The sequence below is a fragment of the Spongiibacter sp. genome (assembly GCF_984394615.1).
In genome coordinates this window covers 83,969-99,778 of the sequence record NZ_CFHTQA010000002.1, presented here as the reverse complement: position 1 = coordinate 99,778, position 15,810 = coordinate 83,969, and the positions used below count along the sequence as shown (strand labels likewise).

At 56.9% G+C, this 15,810-nt stretch carries 15 protein-coding genes; 4 read left to right on the top strand and 11 right to left on the bottom strand.

The genetic code is table 11. The features are described from left to right. Positions 1–18: 18 nt before the first annotated feature. The 6 genes from AC5DB9_RS01570 to AC5DB9_RS01545 form a co-directional block, all read right to left on the bottom strand. Complete coding sequence (locus tag AC5DB9_RS01570) at positions 19–747, bottom strand: hypothetical protein (RefSeq protein WP_272994495.1); 729 nt, start codon at positions 745–747, stop codon at positions 19–21. Positions 748–911: 164 nt separating this feature from the next. After that, complete coding sequence (rpoH, locus tag AC5DB9_RS01565; RefSeq protein WP_272994492.1) at positions 912–1,769, bottom strand: RNA polymerase sigma factor RpoH; 858 nt, start codon at positions 1,767–1,769, stop codon at positions 912–914. A 98-nt stretch (positions 1,770–1,867) separates the two neighbouring features. Beyond that, positions 1,868–3,232, bottom strand: a complete 1,365-nt coding sequence (locus AC5DB9_RS01560) for an ABC1 kinase family protein (RefSeq protein ID WP_272994490.1) — start codon at positions 3,230–3,232, stop codon at positions 1,868–1,870. A gap of 44 nt (positions 3,233–3,276) precedes the next feature. Further along, the gene (locus tag AC5DB9_RS01555) at positions 3,277–3,582 is read right to left on the bottom strand and encodes an SET domain-containing protein-lysine N-methyltransferase (RefSeq protein WP_272994488.1); all 306 of its coding nucleotides are present in this window, start codon (positions 3,580–3,582) and stop codon (positions 3,277–3,279) included. 4 nt (positions 3,583–3,586) lie between these two features. Further along, on the bottom strand, positions 3,587–4,345 hold the full coding sequence (locus tag AC5DB9_RS01550; RefSeq protein WP_273009703.1) for a dienelactone hydrolase family protein: 759 nt from the start codon (positions 4,343–4,345) through the stop codon (positions 3,587–3,589). Positions 4,346–4,438: 93 nt separating this feature from the next. Further along, positions 4,439–4,699 (bottom strand): hypothetical protein, encoded by a 261-nt coding sequence (locus tag AC5DB9_RS01545; RefSeq protein WP_022959246.1) that lies wholly within the window; start codon positions 4,697–4,699, stop codon positions 4,439–4,441. 141 nt (positions 4,700–4,840) lie between these two features. Here AC5DB9_RS01545 and AC5DB9_RS01540 point away from each other — a divergent pair, with 141 nt between their 5' ends. Then, the gene (locus AC5DB9_RS01540; protein ID WP_022959245.1) at positions 4,841–5,815 is read left to right on the top strand and encodes a class 1 fructose-bisphosphatase; all 975 of its coding nucleotides are present in this window, start codon (positions 4,841–4,843) and stop codon (positions 5,813–5,815) included. 9 nt (positions 5,816–5,824) lie between these two features. After that, positions 5,825–6,667 (top strand): 23S rRNA (adenine(2030)-N(6))-methyltransferase RlmJ, encoded by an 843-nt coding sequence (locus AC5DB9_RS01535; protein ID WP_272993750.1) that lies wholly within the window; start codon positions 5,825–5,827, stop codon positions 6,665–6,667. Here the strand turns inward: AC5DB9_RS01535 and AC5DB9_RS01530 are convergent. From AC5DB9_RS01530 to serA, 3 genes are all read right to left on the bottom strand, one after another. Continuing rightward, complete coding sequence (locus AC5DB9_RS01530; RefSeq protein ID WP_272993752.1) at positions 6,642–9,284, bottom strand: TonB-dependent receptor; 2,643 nt, start codon at positions 9,282–9,284, stop codon at positions 6,642–6,644. The two genes, AC5DB9_RS01535 and AC5DB9_RS01530, sit on opposite strands and share 26 nt — an antisense overlap. A gap of 182 nt (positions 9,285–9,466) precedes the next feature. Then, complete coding sequence (locus tag AC5DB9_RS01525; RefSeq protein WP_272993754.1) at positions 9,467–10,489, bottom strand: LLM class F420-dependent oxidoreductase; 1,023 nt, start codon at positions 10,487–10,489, stop codon at positions 9,467–9,469. Between the two features lie 146 nt (positions 10,490–10,635). Continuing rightward, a complete protein-coding gene (gene serA / locus AC5DB9_RS01520; RefSeq protein WP_022959241.1) occupies positions 10,636–11,862 on the bottom strand; it encodes a phosphoglycerate dehydrogenase in 1,227 nt (408 codons plus the stop codon). Between the two features lie 91 nt (positions 11,863–11,953). Here serA and AC5DB9_RS01515 point away from each other — a divergent pair, with 91 nt between their 5' ends. Both AC5DB9_RS01515 and AC5DB9_RS01510 read left to right on the top strand, forming a co-directional pair. Continuing rightward, positions 11,954–13,366, top strand: a complete 1,413-nt coding sequence (locus tag AC5DB9_RS01515) for an FAD-binding oxidoreductase (protein ID WP_272993758.1) — start codon at positions 11,954–11,956, stop codon at positions 13,364–13,366. A 12-nt stretch (positions 13,367–13,378) separates the two neighbouring features. After that, the gene (locus AC5DB9_RS01510; RefSeq protein WP_272993759.1) at positions 13,379–14,041 is read left to right on the top strand and encodes a fumarylacetoacetate hydrolase family protein; all 663 of its coding nucleotides are present in this window, start codon (positions 13,379–13,381) and stop codon (positions 14,039–14,041) included. Between the two features lie 67 nt (positions 14,042–14,108). On the opposite strand, the gene AC5DB9_RS01505 is transcribed toward AC5DB9_RS01510, so the two are convergent. Further along, complete coding sequence (locus tag AC5DB9_RS01505) at positions 14,109–14,486, bottom strand: hypothetical protein (protein ID WP_022959238.1); 378 nt, start codon at positions 14,484–14,486, stop codon at positions 14,109–14,111. 254 nt (positions 14,487–14,740) lie between these two features. Further along, entirely contained in the window at positions 14,741–15,724 is a 984-nt protein-coding gene (locus AC5DB9_RS01500; protein WP_272993761.1) for a zinc transporter ZntB, read from the bottom strand. Positions 15,725–15,810: the final 86 nt, after the last annotated feature.

Here is a 15,810-nt window from a genome sequence, read left to right as displayed (position 1 = left end):
GCGCAAAGCCAGCGGCGGTCAGAAGGGCTGGCGGTACTCCACCCCTAATGCCAGATTATTCACATCCGAGCGCCGGTATTGGTTAAGGCGATACTCGGCTACCGCATACCAGCCACCGCGTATCCGCCAGCCAAGCTGCGCCTCGGCAACGATCGGGTTCGCCGGAAACCCCTTGGGCAGGGATTCATTAAAGCTGTGATCGATAAATCCAGCCAGATACAGGCGGTCGCTCAGCCAGGGAAAGTCCAGCCGAAAGCTGTGCTCCAACTGCCAGACCGATTCCGGGCGTCGATCCCACTGTTTGGCGTGCAAGGTGAGGGAGTAACGCAGATGCCAGGCACGGAGCCTCTCGCCCAGCAGTGCGCTGTCATTGATCCGCCAGCGGATACCCAAACGACTGCGATCGTTGTCACTGCCGCTGCGAAAATTATGCTGAAAGCTCAGATCAAAGGCTGACTCGGAGTGGAAACGCCAGCGCAAATTCTGCTCGCTGTAATAGCCCGGATTCCCCAATAGCGACCCCCGCCCTTCCTGCTTGTAAAGATTGATAAAACCGAAGTACGACCAGCCTGTCGGCAAGTCACTGGCCAGATTCACCGTCAATGCAGAATCGGTTTCCACATCGCTGAGATAGGGGTAGAGGTTAATATCGAGAACGCCCGCCCTGGCGGGCGACAGCAACATCACCATCGGCAACAGCAGCAGCAGCGCAACATGGCGTATCACCAAGGCAAGCCAGATCGTCATTCACCAAACCCTCTCCCACAGGGCAATGGGAGCCTTGTTATTGTGTTATGAGATCTTTTCTACCCCGCCGCGCGGCGGATCAGTATGCGTAATTGTGCGTGCCGGAGAGAGAAACAAAAACGCCCCGCATTGCGGGGCGTCAGATCAAGCTCCGAAGAGGGCGTTTAGTCCGCGTCTTCCATCGCCATTTTCAATTTTTTCATGGCCGCTTTTTCAAGCTGGCGAATACGCTCGGCAGAGACACCGTAACGATCAGCCAAGTCATGCAGTGTCGCCTTGTTGTCTGTCAGCCAGCGGCTTTGCAGAATATCGCGGCTGCGTTCATCGAGCCCTTCCAGCGCCTGAACCAGACTCTGGTGATTGCTCTCTTCCCAGTTGTCAGCCTCCAGCAGCATTGCCGGATCCTGACTGCGATCTTCGAGGTAGTGAACCGGGGCGACATAGCTGCTGTCGTCATCGGAGTCGCTGGCATCAAAAGCCACATCTACCGAACTCAGCCGACCTTCCATACGACGTACTTCAGTCACGTCGACGCCGAGATCGGCCGCCACGGCGTGCGCTTCGTCGTTGCTCAACCAGGCCAGCTGCTTCTTGGCACTGCGCAGGTTGAAGAACAGTTTTCGCTGTGCCTTGGTGGTCGCCACTTTGACGATGCGCCAGTTGCGCAGCACATATTCGTGGATTTCGGCTTTAATCCAGTGCACGGCGAACGACACCAGTCGCACACCCTTACTGGGATCAAAGCGTTTGACCGCTTTCATCAAGCCGACATTGCCTTCCTGAATCAGGTCAGCCTGTGGCAAGCCGTAGCCACTGTAGCTCTTGGCAATGTGCACAACAAAGCGCAGGTGCGACATAACCAGTTCGCGTGCCGCTTCCAGATTGCCGTGGTCGTGAAGGTCTTCCGCCAGCTCCCGCTCCCGCTCAACGCTGAGTACGGGGATGCTGCCTACCGCCTGAATATATGCAGAGAGATCACCACCCGGCACAAGTTGCTGTACTGGCTGCAGATGGGTGCTCATGCACATCCTCCTTGCTGATTCCGCGCCCTCGGGAGTGAGGGAGCCCAAAAATACCGATCGCTTATTAGATGCCTAAAAAACCAAAAGTTCAAGGCCTGTCAGCCGGGCAGAAACTCCCGAAACACGGGCTCTCCGTCGAAACGCGCATCAAGCTGGGCGATCAGCGCATACACCCCCATCAGCTTGCGCATCACATACAAAAAATCCTTGGGCGGCAAGGCAAAATAGGTACTGATTGACGCCGCCACTGCGCGCTTGGCAATCCGCTTGGGCAGATTGCTCCGCCGCCAGTTATAGAGGCCATCGTCGAGCGCTTCGGCGGGCGCCTCCGCCGCCGGACGCAGCGGTTCGGCAATATCGATGCCGATATCCACGAAGTTGTCGAGCACCGCCTCGGGGAAATCGGCTTTCATAAAACCGAGGTCAATGCTGCATTGCCGGAATGCCTCACGATCCCGGTGAAATGCCGCGACCATCATCTCGCAGAAGCGCTCGGCAAACGTCACCGGCAGCAGACGCATGGCGCCGAAGTCCAGCAGCACCAGCTTATCCCGTTCACCGTCGGGGTCGATACGCACCCGGTAGTTACCAAAGTTGGGGTCCGTCTGCATGCGTCGCCACTGGAACAGCTCAATCAGAAACAGTCGCAGCAGCGCTTTGCCCAGCTCATTGCGACGGCCTTGCGACAGCCCCGCCACTTCCGGCGCGGCCATCGGCAGCGATGCCTCATAACTCATGGTCAGCACTCGCCGAGTGCTGTAGCGAGCATAACTGCGCGACACCACGTAGCGAGGTTCGTTGCAGAGCTGCTCAAAGGCGAAGTCGAGGTCGCGGCGCTCCTGTTCGTAGTCCACCTCTTTATGCAGCAACAGGCGGATATCGCCAAACCAGTCGTCGATATTTCGAGTGGCATCCATCAGGCGCGACAGCTTTAGCAAGGCCATTACCGCCTGAAAATCGGCGTCGATGGTCTGCGCCACCCCCGGGTACTGTACTTTGATGCACAGGGTGTCGCCGGTATTGCGCTGTTCAGCAAGGTGAACCTGCCCCAGCGATGCCGCCGCCAGGGGCGCCTCGTCAATCTCAAGCTCGCTCAGTCGCACCGCGTCCAACTCGGCCTCAAGCACCTTGCGCATGGCGCGCCAGCTCATCGGCGGGGTATTGTCTTCCAGACTGTGCAGCGCCTCGGCCACTTCCGGCGGCAACAGGTAATCAGCATAAGTGGCCATCACCTGGCCTATTTTGACGACACTGCCCTTGAGTTTGCCCAGCTCGTCGATAAAGAACGCAGCATTCTGGCGCCGCTGCGCCAGCGCCGCCTCTTCATCGTGACCAAACCGCTCGCGCAGCGACTGCCGCAGAGCGCGGCTACCGTAGCGCAAACCAACCTTGGACAATTCGAGGCGTCGGGCCAGCCCCCCGGTTTTCAGCCTGTGCAGGGATTTCTCGTCGTTACTACTCATGATGGCACCGTGTCATGGCGGGAAGCGGGCTGTAAAGCGCAAATTCAGGGCCACTCGTCACCGTAGTCATGCAGCAGTTCTTCGCCCACCTGAATATCGCGTAGCGCCACCACGCTGAGGTCATCATAGTAAATCACATTGGCCGGGCGGCCGTGATTGATGTACTTGAGATCGCAGCACACATCGACCTGAGCACCATCGGCCAAGGTCAGCGTATGCAAGCCCGGCTCTCCGGTGGCCTCGGTGTCGCACCAACCGAGTACGGTATCGACCGCTATCGCGTCAGCGGCGAACAGCCCCTTGCCGTGCAAGGAACTCTTGGCCACTTTGTAGAGCCGGGTTTTCGCCACAGGATCAGTGCTCCAGCATACGCATCAGCGCCGCCCAGCTTCGCTGATCTGCCTCAACATCGTAAGCGAGAGGCATACCGTGCTTTTTGCCCAGCGCGGTCGCGCCCGGATTAGTAAAACCATGAACCACTCCGGGGAAGCTCAGTAACTCGAAGTCGACTTCCGCTGCGGACATTTCCTGAACAAACCCCGCTACCTGCTCGGGTGGAACCATGGGGTCAGCACCGCCGGTAGCCACCAGCACATCCGCATTGATATCCCCCGCCTTGGCTGGCGTCTCGGTGCCGAGGCTGCCGTGGAAGCTCGCCACACCGGCCAGCTCCAATCCGCGCCGCGCCTGATTCAGCACTACAGCACCACCGAAGCAGTACCCAATGGCGTAGAGTTTGCCGTCTGTCTGCTTGCGCAACACACTCAACGCCGCATCAAATCGCGCGTTCATTTTCTCCGGTTCCGCCAACGCCGCATTCATAAAAGCAGTCGCGTCTTTGGGGTGCGTCGTGGTTTTTCCGTGGCCGTACATATCAACAGCAATCGCGGTATACCCGGCTTCAGCCAGCATTTTGGCGCGTTTGCGAGCATAATCATTCAGCCCCCACCACTCGTGCACAACTACAACAGCCGGGGCATCCGCGCGCTTCGCTTTATACAGCACCGCACTTCCCAGCTCGTTGGGTAGCGTAATTTTCTGTTCAGTGACGGCTGCCTGCGCAACCCCCGCCACCAGCAGACAGGCCATCATAAAGAGCTGTTTGAGTCGCATAGCTTCACCCCATTGCATTGAAAAAGTGGATTCCTGTGGAGCGTGATTAAAACGCACCACTCCACGTCTGACAAATTTTGTAAGCGGTTAGAGCTACATCATTTCCCGCTCAAGATCCCGCAGTCGCCGGGAATGGTAGCGGCAGTTTTTACGCAACCAGATATCTTTATCGCGGCGGGCCTTTTTCATCGCCGAACCGCTGCTGTAGCCGCTCAGCTTCCTCCCATCCCGCAACGCTTTTTGCAGGCGCACTGATTCGCGCTTCGCATTACGGCACTCAGGCCAGTCCGCCGCCCACGACGTTGGCACCGTGACGACCACTAAGGCCATGCTAAAAAAAATCACCCTAATCATCGCAACCTCCCTGTTGCAAAACTGTGACATAGCCCCTCAAAGCTAGATCAGCATGACCGGCCTGACAAGCCGGGCCGCTGTAACTCACTGCAGGCCGCTGGCATAATAACGCCTTTAAACGACCGCCATGGAAGCCCGCCGATGTCACGCGCCACCCTGTCCGACTACCTTAGCCGCAGCAACACGCCCGCCAGTCTGGCCCAGCTTATCGAGACGCTGGCCGGCGTCAGCGTTGCCATTCGCGAAGACCTGGCCGGAGGCGCGCTCAATGACATCCTCGGGGCCGCTGGCGCCGAGAACGTCCAGGGCGAAGAGCAGAAAAAACTGGATGTGATTGCCAATGATCGCATCAAGCAGGCGCTTGGCGTGCTGCCGAGTGTGCGCGGCATCGCCTCTGAGGAAGAAGATGAGGTCGTGGCCGCCCATCACGATGGCGAGTTTCTGGTGACGTTCGACCCACTGGACGGCTCGTCCAATATCGACATCAACAGCATGGTCGGCACGATCTTTTCGGTGCTGGGCAGCCGGGGCGAAGGGGCCGTCAGCGAAGCAGAGTTTCTGCAACCTGGCCGCGACCAGATTGCCGCGGGCTATATTCTCTACGGCCCCTCGGTGATGCTGGTGCTCACCGTTGGCCAGGGCGTGGTGATGTTTACCTATGACCCACAGTCAGGCCTTTACCTGCTGACCGAAGATCAGGTGCGCATTGCCGAAGAGGCCAAGGAATTCGCCATTAATATGTCCAACCAGCGTCATTGGCACCCTGCCATGCAACGCTACATCGGCGAGTTGCTGCAGGGCGCGGAAGGCCCGCGTGGCAAGAACTACAATATGCGCTGGGTCGCCGCGATGGTGGCCGATGTCCACCGCATTCTCTGTCGTGGCGGCCTGTTCTGCTATCCCTGGGATGCCCGCAAGCCTGATCAGGCAGGCAAGCTGCGACTGATGTACGAAGCCAATCCAATGGGACTGCTGGTCGAGCAGGCCGGCGGGAAAATATGGACGCCGGAAGGCGCCATCCTCGACATTCAGCCGACACATATTCACCAGCGGGTGCCGGTGATTCTCGGCGCCGCCAGTGAGGTCGAGCTCTGCATCGACTACCACCGCGACTAAGCGACGGCTGTGCTCAGTTACCGCCACGGCTTCCATGCCGGTAATCACGCCGATGTGCTTAAACATCTGGTGGAAATTCTGCTGCTGGACTATTTGCAGAAAAAAGAGACGGGACTGCTCTACATCGACACCCATGCCGGCGCAGGCTGCTATTCGCTCGACAGTGGCTTCGCCACCCAGAACCGCGAGTACGACAGCGGCATTGCCCGACTGAAAACCGCTCGGGACCAGCGTCCTCTACCCCAAGCTCTGCAACGATACCTAGCAGTTGTCGAAGACTGCTGCCGGAGGGAAACGACTGCCGCGTATCCAGGCTCGCCGATGATCGCCCTTCAGCTTCTGCGCACACAGGACCGGGCCGCTTTGTTCGAGCTGCACCCCAGCGATTTCAGCCTGCTACAGCAGCGATTTTACCGCCAGGCAAAATTGGCGCAGAGCGACGGCTTTACCGGCCTGCGTGCCCTGCTGCCTCCCCCCAGTCGCCGCGCACTGGTACTGATTGATCCCCCTTACGAAGACAAAACCGACTACGCGACGCTACTGCGCTGTGTGCAGGATGCGGTCAAACGTTTTGCCGGGGGCGTTTACGCACTCTGGTATCCCTTGCTGCCCAGCAGTGAAAGCCGTCAACTGGAAGGCCAGCTGAAGTCGATCGTGCCCGGCAACTATCTGTCGGCGACGCTCAGCATTCGCCCGCTGACAGGCGAGCGCGGTATGGCCGGCAGCGGCATGTTTGTGATCAACCCTCCGTGGACACTGCGGGCCGAGTTGGAGAGCTGCCTGCCCCTGCTGGCCGAGCTGCTCGGCGAGCAGGGACAGGGGCAATTTACCCTGAGCGGCGTGCAGCGCTGATCAAAAACGCTTGAACACCTCGACACCGTAAACGCGGATCGCCAAGCGCCTGTGCGTACGTCCCCAGTGATTCCGCCGTGGCGACCGCCCCGATGTCATAACGCTCGTCGGTAGCATTCTTTACATACGCCGCGACCATCAGGTCATTGTCGAGATTGCTCCACCCCAGCCTCAAGTCGACCAGCACATAGTCGTCGGCATACACCAGCCCCGGATTACGCTTGGCAACGTCCCAGGATGCGTCGTCCAGCCCCATATAGATTTCGCCCTTGTAGCTGAAGTCCACCCGCGGGGTGAACAGTCCCACCGGGGTCGCAAACATATGCTGAATGCCCAATGCGGCGGTCTGCCTTGGCGACACGGCAAATTCCTCATCACTGCGATCTATCGGCACTGCGGTGCCCGATAGCGCCAGCGGTTTCAGCGCGGTGTCTTCAAACTCCACAAAGCTGTAATTATTGTTGCTGTAACTGAGGCTGATCATCGTGTTGGGCGTCGGTAGCCAGGTCAGTTCCAGCTCACCCCCTTCAATAGTGGCCTCGCCCGCGTTTTGCGACGTCACGATCAGCGAGTTAGCCGAATCGACACTGACCGTAATCAACTGCATGTTCTCGAAGACCATTGAATACAGTGCGATGTTGAGGCGCACGGAGCGTTCGAAGGCGTCAATTTTAAAACCGACCTCGCGGTTCTCCAGCAACTCAGGCTCCACCACGGCCAAGCCATCCACCCCACTGGGCTCATGAAAACCCGATTTAAAACCATTACTCCAGGTCGCGTAGACCATCGCAGAATCGAGGAAACTGTCGCTCAGCCATTGTTCCGGCAGAATCCACGACGTAGACGCCATCGGCGTAAATTCCCGAAAGGTACTGCTCTCCTCGTAGTGCGTCGGGGCACCCAGCGGCGCACCGATAATATCGGGATAGGCTTCGCGCAGAATATTCTGGGCGATGCTCAGCGGGTCTTGCGCCCAAGTACCGAGAAAAGTGTGCAAGCCCATAGACGGCTCAAGCTGAACAAAGCGCGGATCGGCGCTGGTAAGTGCCTGACTGACCGCCTCCAGATCCGCCTCGCGGGTATCAAGCTCTGAGTCACGACGCTCTTCGGTGTACCGTCCACCCAAGGTCAGCTCCCAGTCTTCGGTAATGTGCCAGGTTGCCTGGGCGAAGGCGGCCGCCGTCTCACCGTATATCTCGAAATCCTGTACGGTGGCCAGCGGTACCAGCGCGCCGATGACCGGCACCTGAGTGCCCACAGGTAAATTGAGCGAGGGCTCCTGTCCGAGCAGCAATTGCGCCAGTGTCGCCGCATCGGCGCCCACCAGAGGGCTACCCACGAGGAAGCGCTCGTTCTTGTATTCGTCCTGCCAGAACAGTCCCGCCGTATAGTCCACCGCACCATCAAACAGGCGACCGTTGAACTGCAGTTCCAAGGTCAGCGACTCCTGATCGCTGTCGCCGAGCACAATCCCGCGCAGAAACGGTGCTGGACCACCCTCGTCGGCATTGCTCTGCGGGCCACCTTTTACCGCATCGCGGTAGCCGAAGATCGCTTTAATACTGTGGTCAGCACTCAGCTCCCAGTCGAGCGTGGCCCCCAGCAGCAACACATCCTGATCTTTCACCTGATACTGGTCGTCGCCCTGATTCGTCACCAGGTCAGGCAGCGCATCGCGGTTATTGGCCTCACAATTGTCGCGGTAGGCGCTGGGGTTGGCGGAATCGGTATCGCCCGGCCACAGCAGTCCCAGCCCATCGACGAATAGAGCGTCATCGTTAATCAACTTACAGTGATACGTGGGGTAACGTTCGCGAATCTTGCCGAAGAAGGCCAAGGTATCCAGCGTCAGCGATTCACTGGCCAACCAGCGGGTTTGAAAAATCGTAGATAGCCGATCAATGGATTGAGTATCACCAATATCCCGGTCTTCCAGAAAGCCATCCCGGCGCTGGCTGTTGAACGACAAGCGCGTGAGAAAGGTATCGCTGACCGGCACGTCGACCGCCGCACGCAAGCGCTGCTCATTGTAATTTCCCAGCCCTGCCTCAACATAGCCACCCCGCTCTTCACCTGGCTTGCTGAGGGTAAAGACCAGCGCCCCACCGGTGTTGTTCTTGCCGAACAGGGTGCCCTGCGGCCCGCGCAATACCTGCACACTCTCCACGTCGATAGTATCGAGGAGCTGACCATCGGGGCGCGGAATGAAAATACCGTCAAGATAGACACTCACCGAGGGATCAAAGCGCGCCATCGGCGCACGCTGCCCGATACCGCGGATAAAAATCTGCGCCGACGTACTGTCGTTTATCTGCAGACTTGGCACCGATTTGCTCAACTCCGTGGTACTGAGAATCCCCTGAGCACGCAGATCGTCACCGCTGAGCGCGGTGACGGCAACCGGGGTTTCCTGGAGGTTCTCCGCCCGCTTCCGAGCCGTTACCAACACTTCTTCGATAGTGCCGCCACTATACTTTCGCGCAGCCGTCTCGGCCTCAGAGGGCTGGGCTTGAGGGGACTGGGTTTCAAGAGATTGGGCCTCTGCAATGACACTGGGGAACAAAAATATGGCGCCGAGCAAACCGCCCCGACAGATACGGGATACTTTGATATCCATCCAACCACCTATTCGCTGCGTTATTGTTGTTATCGCTTGCACTCAGTGGCGAGCACATATGTAGACTAGCTACATTCCCTCTAAAACACAAAACATCAAAATGAGACACAGCGTTTGCTGCCATAGCCGCAAACAAAAACGGCGCCCACAGGCGCCGTTCGAGGAGGTTTTTCAGACTAGCCTCAGAGCAGGGCCTCTGCCAGAAACTCCATCGTTTCCACGGAGGTGTCGAAATGGTCACGGTGACCGATCATCAGTGTGGTAACCGGCGACTTCTTCCAATCCTGCAAGCGCTCCTTGATACGGTCTTTCGGCCCGACCAGTGAAATTTCATCCACCAGTGCATCCGGCACCGCCTTGATGGCTTCTTCATGCTTGCCGTCGTACCACAAATCCTGCACTTTCTCGGCCTCGTCGCCAAAGCCCATACGGCCCATCAGGTTTTTGTGGAAGTTGTCTTTGCGGGCACCCATGCCGCCGAGGTACAGCGCCATCGTCATTTTACCGGGGAACATGGCCTCTTCGAGATTATCGTTAACGATGCAGTTGACCATGGCATTGATTTCAAAATCATCGGGCTTATTGGCCAGACTTTCATCGAAAATACCCATGCGGTAAGGCGAAACAAATATCGGCATCCAGCCATCAAACCGTTCGGCAGCCAGGGCGATATTCTTCGGGCCTTCAGCGCCCAGGAATACGGGAATTTTCTTGCGCAGCGGGTGCGTAATGCTCTTAAGGGGCTTGCCCAGTCCCAGACTCTCCGCCCCTTGATAAGGCAGTTGATACTGACGCCCCTGATATTCCACCGGCGCTTCGCGAGCAATCACCGCCTGAAAGATATCCAGCCATTCCCTGGTGCGCTCCAGCGGGCGCTTGAACTGCTGACCGTACCAACCTTCAACAACCTGCGGCCCCGATACCCCAACGCCCAAGCTGAGACGGCCATTGGAGATATGGTCCAGCGTCAACGCAGACATCGCGGCACAGACCGGCGTGCGCGCCGAAATCTGCATGACGCCGGTACACAGACGAATTTTAGACGTCGTCGCCGCAATCGCGGCCAGTGGAGTAAAGCAGTCTGAGCCGTAGGCCTCGGCGGTATAAACCGAATCAAACCCCAGCTTCTCAGCCGTTTGCGCCAATTCGATAAAGCGGTCGGTGGGGTGTTTTTGGAAGTACCCCAGATGCAGGCCCAGTTTCATGGTGGTTCCTCACTACCTGTGCAAATGTCGCACAAGTATATGAACCGACCGGGAAGTGACCTATGGCAAAACTGCTCATTTGCCAAATAGGAGGTGGCGAAAAAGATCAGCGCCGGGGCAGTGTGCACCGGCGCGAAGAGGGCCGCTTAGAACAAAAGACGGCAGCGAATGGTATCGGGGATCTCAGACAGTTTCTCCTGTGCCAGCGCACCGGAGGCCTTGTCGATATCGATCACCACGTAGCCGATCTTGTCATTGGTTTGCAGATACTGCCCCGAAATATTGATCTGGTTGTCGGAGAAGATCTGGTTGATGGCGCTGAGAATACCCGGCACGTTGCGGTGCACGTGCAGAATACGGTGCTTGCCCGGATGCGCCGGCAGCGCCACTTCGGGGAAGTTCACCGAGGATGTCGTGGTACCGTTGTCGGAATATTTGACCAGCTTGTCCGCCACTTCAGAACCAATATTCTGCTGCGCTTCCATGGTGGACCCACCGATATGGGGCGTCAGGAACACATTGTCGAACTCGCGCAGCGGCGAAATAAATTCGTCGTTGTTGCCACGCGGCTCTTCCGGGAACACATCGATAGCCGCCCCCGACAGGTGAGCATCGCTCAGCGCGTTGGCCAGCGCGTCAATATCCACCACCGTGCCACGCGAGGCATTGATCAGAATTGAGCCGGGCTTCATCTGCGCCAGTTCTCCCGCGCCAATCATGTCCTGCGTGGACGCGGTTTCCGGCACATGCAGGCTGACAATATCCGAGGTCGCAAGCAACTCACCCAGACTGACCTGAACGGCATTACCCAGTGGCAGCTTGTTCACCACATCGGTGAAACAGACTTCCATCCCAAGGCTTTCTGCAATGACCGACAGCTGCATACCAATCGAGCCGTAACCGATAATCCCCAGACGCTTGCCACGAATTTCGTAGGAACCGACCGCGCTCTTCATCCACTCGCCGCGGTGAGCCGCGGCATTCTTCTCGGCAATGCCGCGCAGCAACAAGATCGCTTCGGCAATCACCAGCTCGGCAACAGAGCGGGTATTGGAGAACGGCGCGTTGAATACGGCAATGCCGCGCTCGGTCGCCGCCTGCAAATTGACCTGGTTGGTACCGATGCAGAAACAGCCCACGGCAATCAGCTTTTTCGCCGCATCAAAAACGTCGTCAGTAAGCTGCGTGCGCGAGCGAATTCCCACAAAGTGGGCATCGGCAATCTTTTGCTTAAGCTCGTCGTCGGGAAGGGCCTTCTGATAGTAGTCGATGTTGCTGTAACCGGCGGCCTGCAGTGCGTCTACGGCGGACTGGTGAACACCTTCAAGCAGAAGGAATTTGATTTTTGCCTTATCGAGGGAGGTTTTTGCCATCGGATTGCGCTCTCGAAGGGGGGATAACGTGAAAGCGCAATATGGTATCATAAAACGCTTTTCCCGTAGTCAATTTCTGAGGCAATCCGCCATGTCATCTGCCCCCGCTCACCCCCACGCAGAGCGCATTATTACTGAGCTGAAAGCCATTGTCGGCGACGACAAGGTCCGCCTCGATGCCGACACCCTGCACAGCCATGGCCGAGACTGGACCAAGGCCTGGGAACCCGCCCCAATGGCCGTGGTGTTTCCGCGCAGCACCGAGCAAGTTCAAGCCATTGTCCAACTCGCCAACACCGAACAGTTGGCAGTGGTACCCAGCGGTGGCCGCACCGGTCTCAGTGGCGGCGCCGTCGCGGCCAATGGTGAGCTGGTGGTGTCGTTTGACTACATGAATCAGATCAGTGACTTCGATCCCATTGACCGCACCGTGCGCTGCCAGGCAGGCGTGATTACCGAGCAACTGCAACACTATGCTGAGGAACAGGGACTGTACTACCCCGTCGACTTTGCCTCTGCAGGCTCCTCACAGATTGGCGGCAATATCGCCACCAATGCCGGAGGCATCAAAGTCTTGCGCTGGGGAATGACCCGCGACTGGGTCGCCGGACTGACCGTAGTCACCGGCAGTGGCGAGATTCTGCACCTCAATAACGGCCTGCTGAAAAACAATGCCGGCTATGATCTCCGCCAGTTGTTTATTGGTGCCGAGGGCACGCTGGGCTTGATTTGCGAAGCGACCATGCAGCTGACCCGACAGCCAAAAAACCTCACAGCGTTTGTACTGGGCGTGGAAAACTTCGACGGTATCATGAGTCTGTTCAACCGCTTTCAGTCGGAAATGGACCTGACGGCCTTTGAATTTTTCTCAGAGCAGGCCCTGCAAAAAGTTATCGAGCACAGCAAGCTGCCTCGCCCCTTCGAATCAACATGCCCTTACTATGCCCTGCTGGAGTTTGAAAAACTTAACGACGAAACCGAAGAACAGGCCATGGCCCTGTTTGAAGCCTGCGTGGAAGAGGGTTGGGTGCTCGACGGCGTCATGAGCCAAAGCCTTGAACAGCTGAAAAACCTGTGGCGCCTGCGCGAGGATATTTCCGAAACCATTTCTCGCTGGACGCCTTACAAGAATGATATTTCAACGGTTATCTCCAAGGTCCCGAACTTCCTCAATGCCGTGGAGGACGTCGTTAATGCGGAATACCCGGATTTTGAAATTATTTGGTTTGGCCATATCGGCGACGGCAACCTGCACCTGAACATTCTAAAGCCGGACGATCTTGATAAAGCCGTATTCTTCGAACAGTGCGGCAAAGTCAGCCTCGCGGTATTCGATATTGTCAAACGCTATGGCGGCAGCGTATCGGCAGAACACGGAGTTGGCCTGCTTAAGAAGGATTACTTGCAGTACTCCCGAAGCCCCGAAGAAATTGCTTTGATGCGACAACTGAAACAGATCTTCGACCCCAAGGGCTTGATGAACCCCGGCAAAATATTCGACTGAGGAATATGCAGGATGCTCTACCAGCACCGCTTTAGCGATGACCGCCCCTGCGAATTACCCAACGGTAAAATCGTCTGTGTCGGGCGCAACTATGCCGAGCACGCAAGGGAGCTGAATAACCCAATCCCGAAGCAACCGCTGTTATTTATCAAACCCAGTACGGCTCTCGCAGCGCTTGATCAACCGCTGGCGATTCCCCGCGACCGCGGTGAATGCCATCACGAACTGGAACTGGCCTTACTGATCGGCCAGCCGCTCAGTGAAGCCCGCGCGGAGGAAACGCTGGCAGCGATTGCCGGTTATGGTCTGGCTCTGGACTTAACACTGCGTGAGCTGCAATCCCAATTAAAAGAAAAAGGCCAGCCCTGGGAGCGCGCCAAAGCCTTCGACGGTGCCTGCCCGGTATCCGCGTTTGTGCCAGCGGCAGCTGTTGGCGACTGGAAAGCCTTGCGCCTGCAATTACAGCGCAACGGCGCATTGCAACAGGACGGGCAATGCCGTGACATGCTGTTCCCCATTGAGGCACTGCTGGCAGATATCAGCCAGAGTTTTACCTTGCTGCCCGGCGATATCGTGCTCACCGGCACTCCGGCTGGCGTCGGGCCATTAAACCCGGGCGACCGGCTACGCTGCGAACTCGATGGCCTGCTGACCGTGGAAACCACTGTCGGATAAGCCCCCTGAAACGCCACCCATTAAAAAACCGCCCCTGGAGGCGGTTTTTTTATCACTTGCGACAAGCTTAAACTTCCAGCTTGCGCCAATCGAGCTTGGATTCAGCCGCCCACGCCTTAATGGTTTTATTAACCTGCGGTGCGCGAGTTTCTGTGATCTCGCCAGTCTTGGGGTTCTTGAACTTACGCAGCGGACGCGCTGCCTGCTTTTTACGCGGCTTTTTGGCTGCGGCCTTCGGTGCCGCTTTAGCAGCGACTTTTGAACCCGGCTTGCGACCGCGCTTCTTGGGAGCTGCTTCAACTGACTCGCCCAGAATTTCTTTCAGGCTTTCCGTGGTCTGGCCATGCTTTTTCATCAAGGCCTGCAGATCAGAAATAAATTTGAATTTCTGGTCCAGCGCTTTGTGCTCTTCTTCGAGTTGTTTTTGCAGCTTAGAAATGTCCATAACAGTCCTTAAATTATCGGGATAACACATTGAATGAAATTTACTGCACCATCCTGATTTAACAACATCACGATGGCTAAAAACATTTAGCATCCATTGCCAGTCATTTAAGACTTATCAATCCGTATTATCGTTCACTAATTCAGATAAATAAACTCAGCACATTGAAAAAGGCCGCATTTACCAGTAATTAGCCGACAATTTTCGCCAAATTCACAATTTTCTATACGCACTTTTCGTCGTTTTTCAGAAAACTACAACCAGCGTTTATATCTAAAGTAAACCAGCATCAATGCCGCCAGCCCCACCAGCATCGCAATAAAGATCATAAATGCCTGATCATTATCCGCGCCGGGAATCCCCCCCACGTTGATTCCCAACAACCCCGTGGCAAAACCCAACGGCAGGAATACAGCAGACACTATCGAAAGAATATACATACGCGCATTGGATTCTTCCGAAATCTGGTTAATCAGCTCCTCCTGCGTCACCGCCGCACGCTCCCTCACGCTGTCGAGCGTTTCAATATATTGCGCAAGCCGATCCCCGGCCTCCCTGACCCGCGCCCGATCTTCGGCTTCAAACCAGGCGACCCGCTCACTCAATATCCAGTTAAGCGCCTCACGTTGCGGCGCCAGATAGCGGCGCAGCGCAATCGCCTGACGCCGCAAGTCACTCAACTGACTTCGCAGCTTTACCCGCGCCGTACTCAACAGGGATTCTTCCAGTAAATCCACCTGATCTTCGGCTTCATCAATAGGGCCCGACATTCTCGACACCAGACGATCACAGAGCAAGGCGACGAACTCAGCGCTGTTACAGGGGCCCTCGCACTTGCCAAAGCGGCTGATAATGTCGTCCACTGACAACAGCTTGCGCTTGCGAGAACTGATAATGTGATATTGGTCGGCAAACAAGCGGATGGACACCATATCCTCGGGATCCGCATTGGGGTTCATATTGACGCCCCTCAGGGCCATCAGCAGCCCGCCATTGTGCGCCGCCGCACGAGGCCGGGTATCTTCCGCCAACAGCGCCGACACCGAGATATCATCCAGCGCACTGTCACTGCGCTGACTGAATTTCTGCAACCAGGGGCGAGTCTCGGGATGACTGTAGTCAAGGTGGACCCACAGCACGCCCTGCTCCGGAGTCCATGCCGACAGGGCTTTTTCATCCAACACGCTAGCACCACCCTCACCATCGAACAGATAGGCGTAAATAATGAACTGACTCATGGCATTCCCTTTTTTATGCGACCGCCGCGATCATCGCACGGTGTGCGCAACTGGCCTAGTTTTATTGGTATACGAAAATATCGCCT

Excerpts from the sequence above, each read along its gene's own strand:
- AC5DB9_RS01570 (WP_272994495.1), bottom strand. The coding sequence starts at position 747 with ATGACGATCTGGCTTGCCTTGGTGATACGCCATGTTGCGCTGCTGCTG.
- rpoH (WP_272994492.1), bottom strand. The coding sequence starts at position 1,769 with ATGAGCACCCATCTGCAGCCAGTACAGCAACTTGTGCCGGGTGGTGAT.
- AC5DB9_RS01560 (WP_272994490.1), bottom strand. The coding sequence starts at position 3,232 with ATGAGTAGTAACGACGAGAAATCCCTGCACAGGCTGAAAACCGGGGGG.
- AC5DB9_RS01550 (WP_273009703.1), bottom strand. The coding sequence starts at position 4,345 with ATGCGACTCAAACAGCTCTTTATGATGGCCTGTCTGCTGGTGGCGGGG.
- AC5DB9_RS01545 (WP_022959246.1), bottom strand. The coding sequence starts at position 4,699 with ATGATTAGGGTGATTTTTTTTAGCATGGCCTTAGTGGTCGTCACGGTG.
- AC5DB9_RS01540 (WP_022959245.1), top strand. The coding sequence starts at position 4,841 with ATGTCACGCGCCACCCTGTCCGACTACCTTAGCCGCAGCAACACGCCC.
- AC5DB9_RS01530 (WP_272993752.1), bottom strand. The coding sequence starts at position 9,284 with ATGGATATCAAAGTATCCCGTATCTGTCGGGGCGGTTTGCTCGGCGCC.
- AC5DB9_RS01525 (WP_272993754.1), bottom strand. The coding sequence starts at position 10,489 with ATGAAACTGGGCCTGCATCTGGGGTACTTCCAAAAACACCCCACCGAC.
- serA (WP_022959241.1), bottom strand. The coding sequence starts at position 11,862 with ATGGCAAAAACCTCCCTCGATAAGGCAAAAATCAAATTCCTTCTGCTT.
- AC5DB9_RS01515 (WP_272993758.1), top strand. The coding sequence starts at position 11,954 with ATGTCATCTGCCCCCGCTCACCCCCACGCAGAGCGCATTATTACTGAG.
- AC5DB9_RS01510 (WP_272993759.1), top strand. The coding sequence starts at position 13,379 with ATGCTCTACCAGCACCGCTTTAGCGATGACCGCCCCTGCGAATTACCC.
- AC5DB9_RS01505 (WP_022959238.1), bottom strand. The coding sequence starts at position 14,486 with ATGGACATTTCTAAGCTGCAAAAACAACTCGAAGAAGAGCACAAAGCG.
- AC5DB9_RS01500 (WP_272993761.1), bottom strand. The coding sequence starts at position 15,724 with ATGAGTCAGTTCATTATTTACGCCTATCTGTTCGATGGTGAGGGTGGT.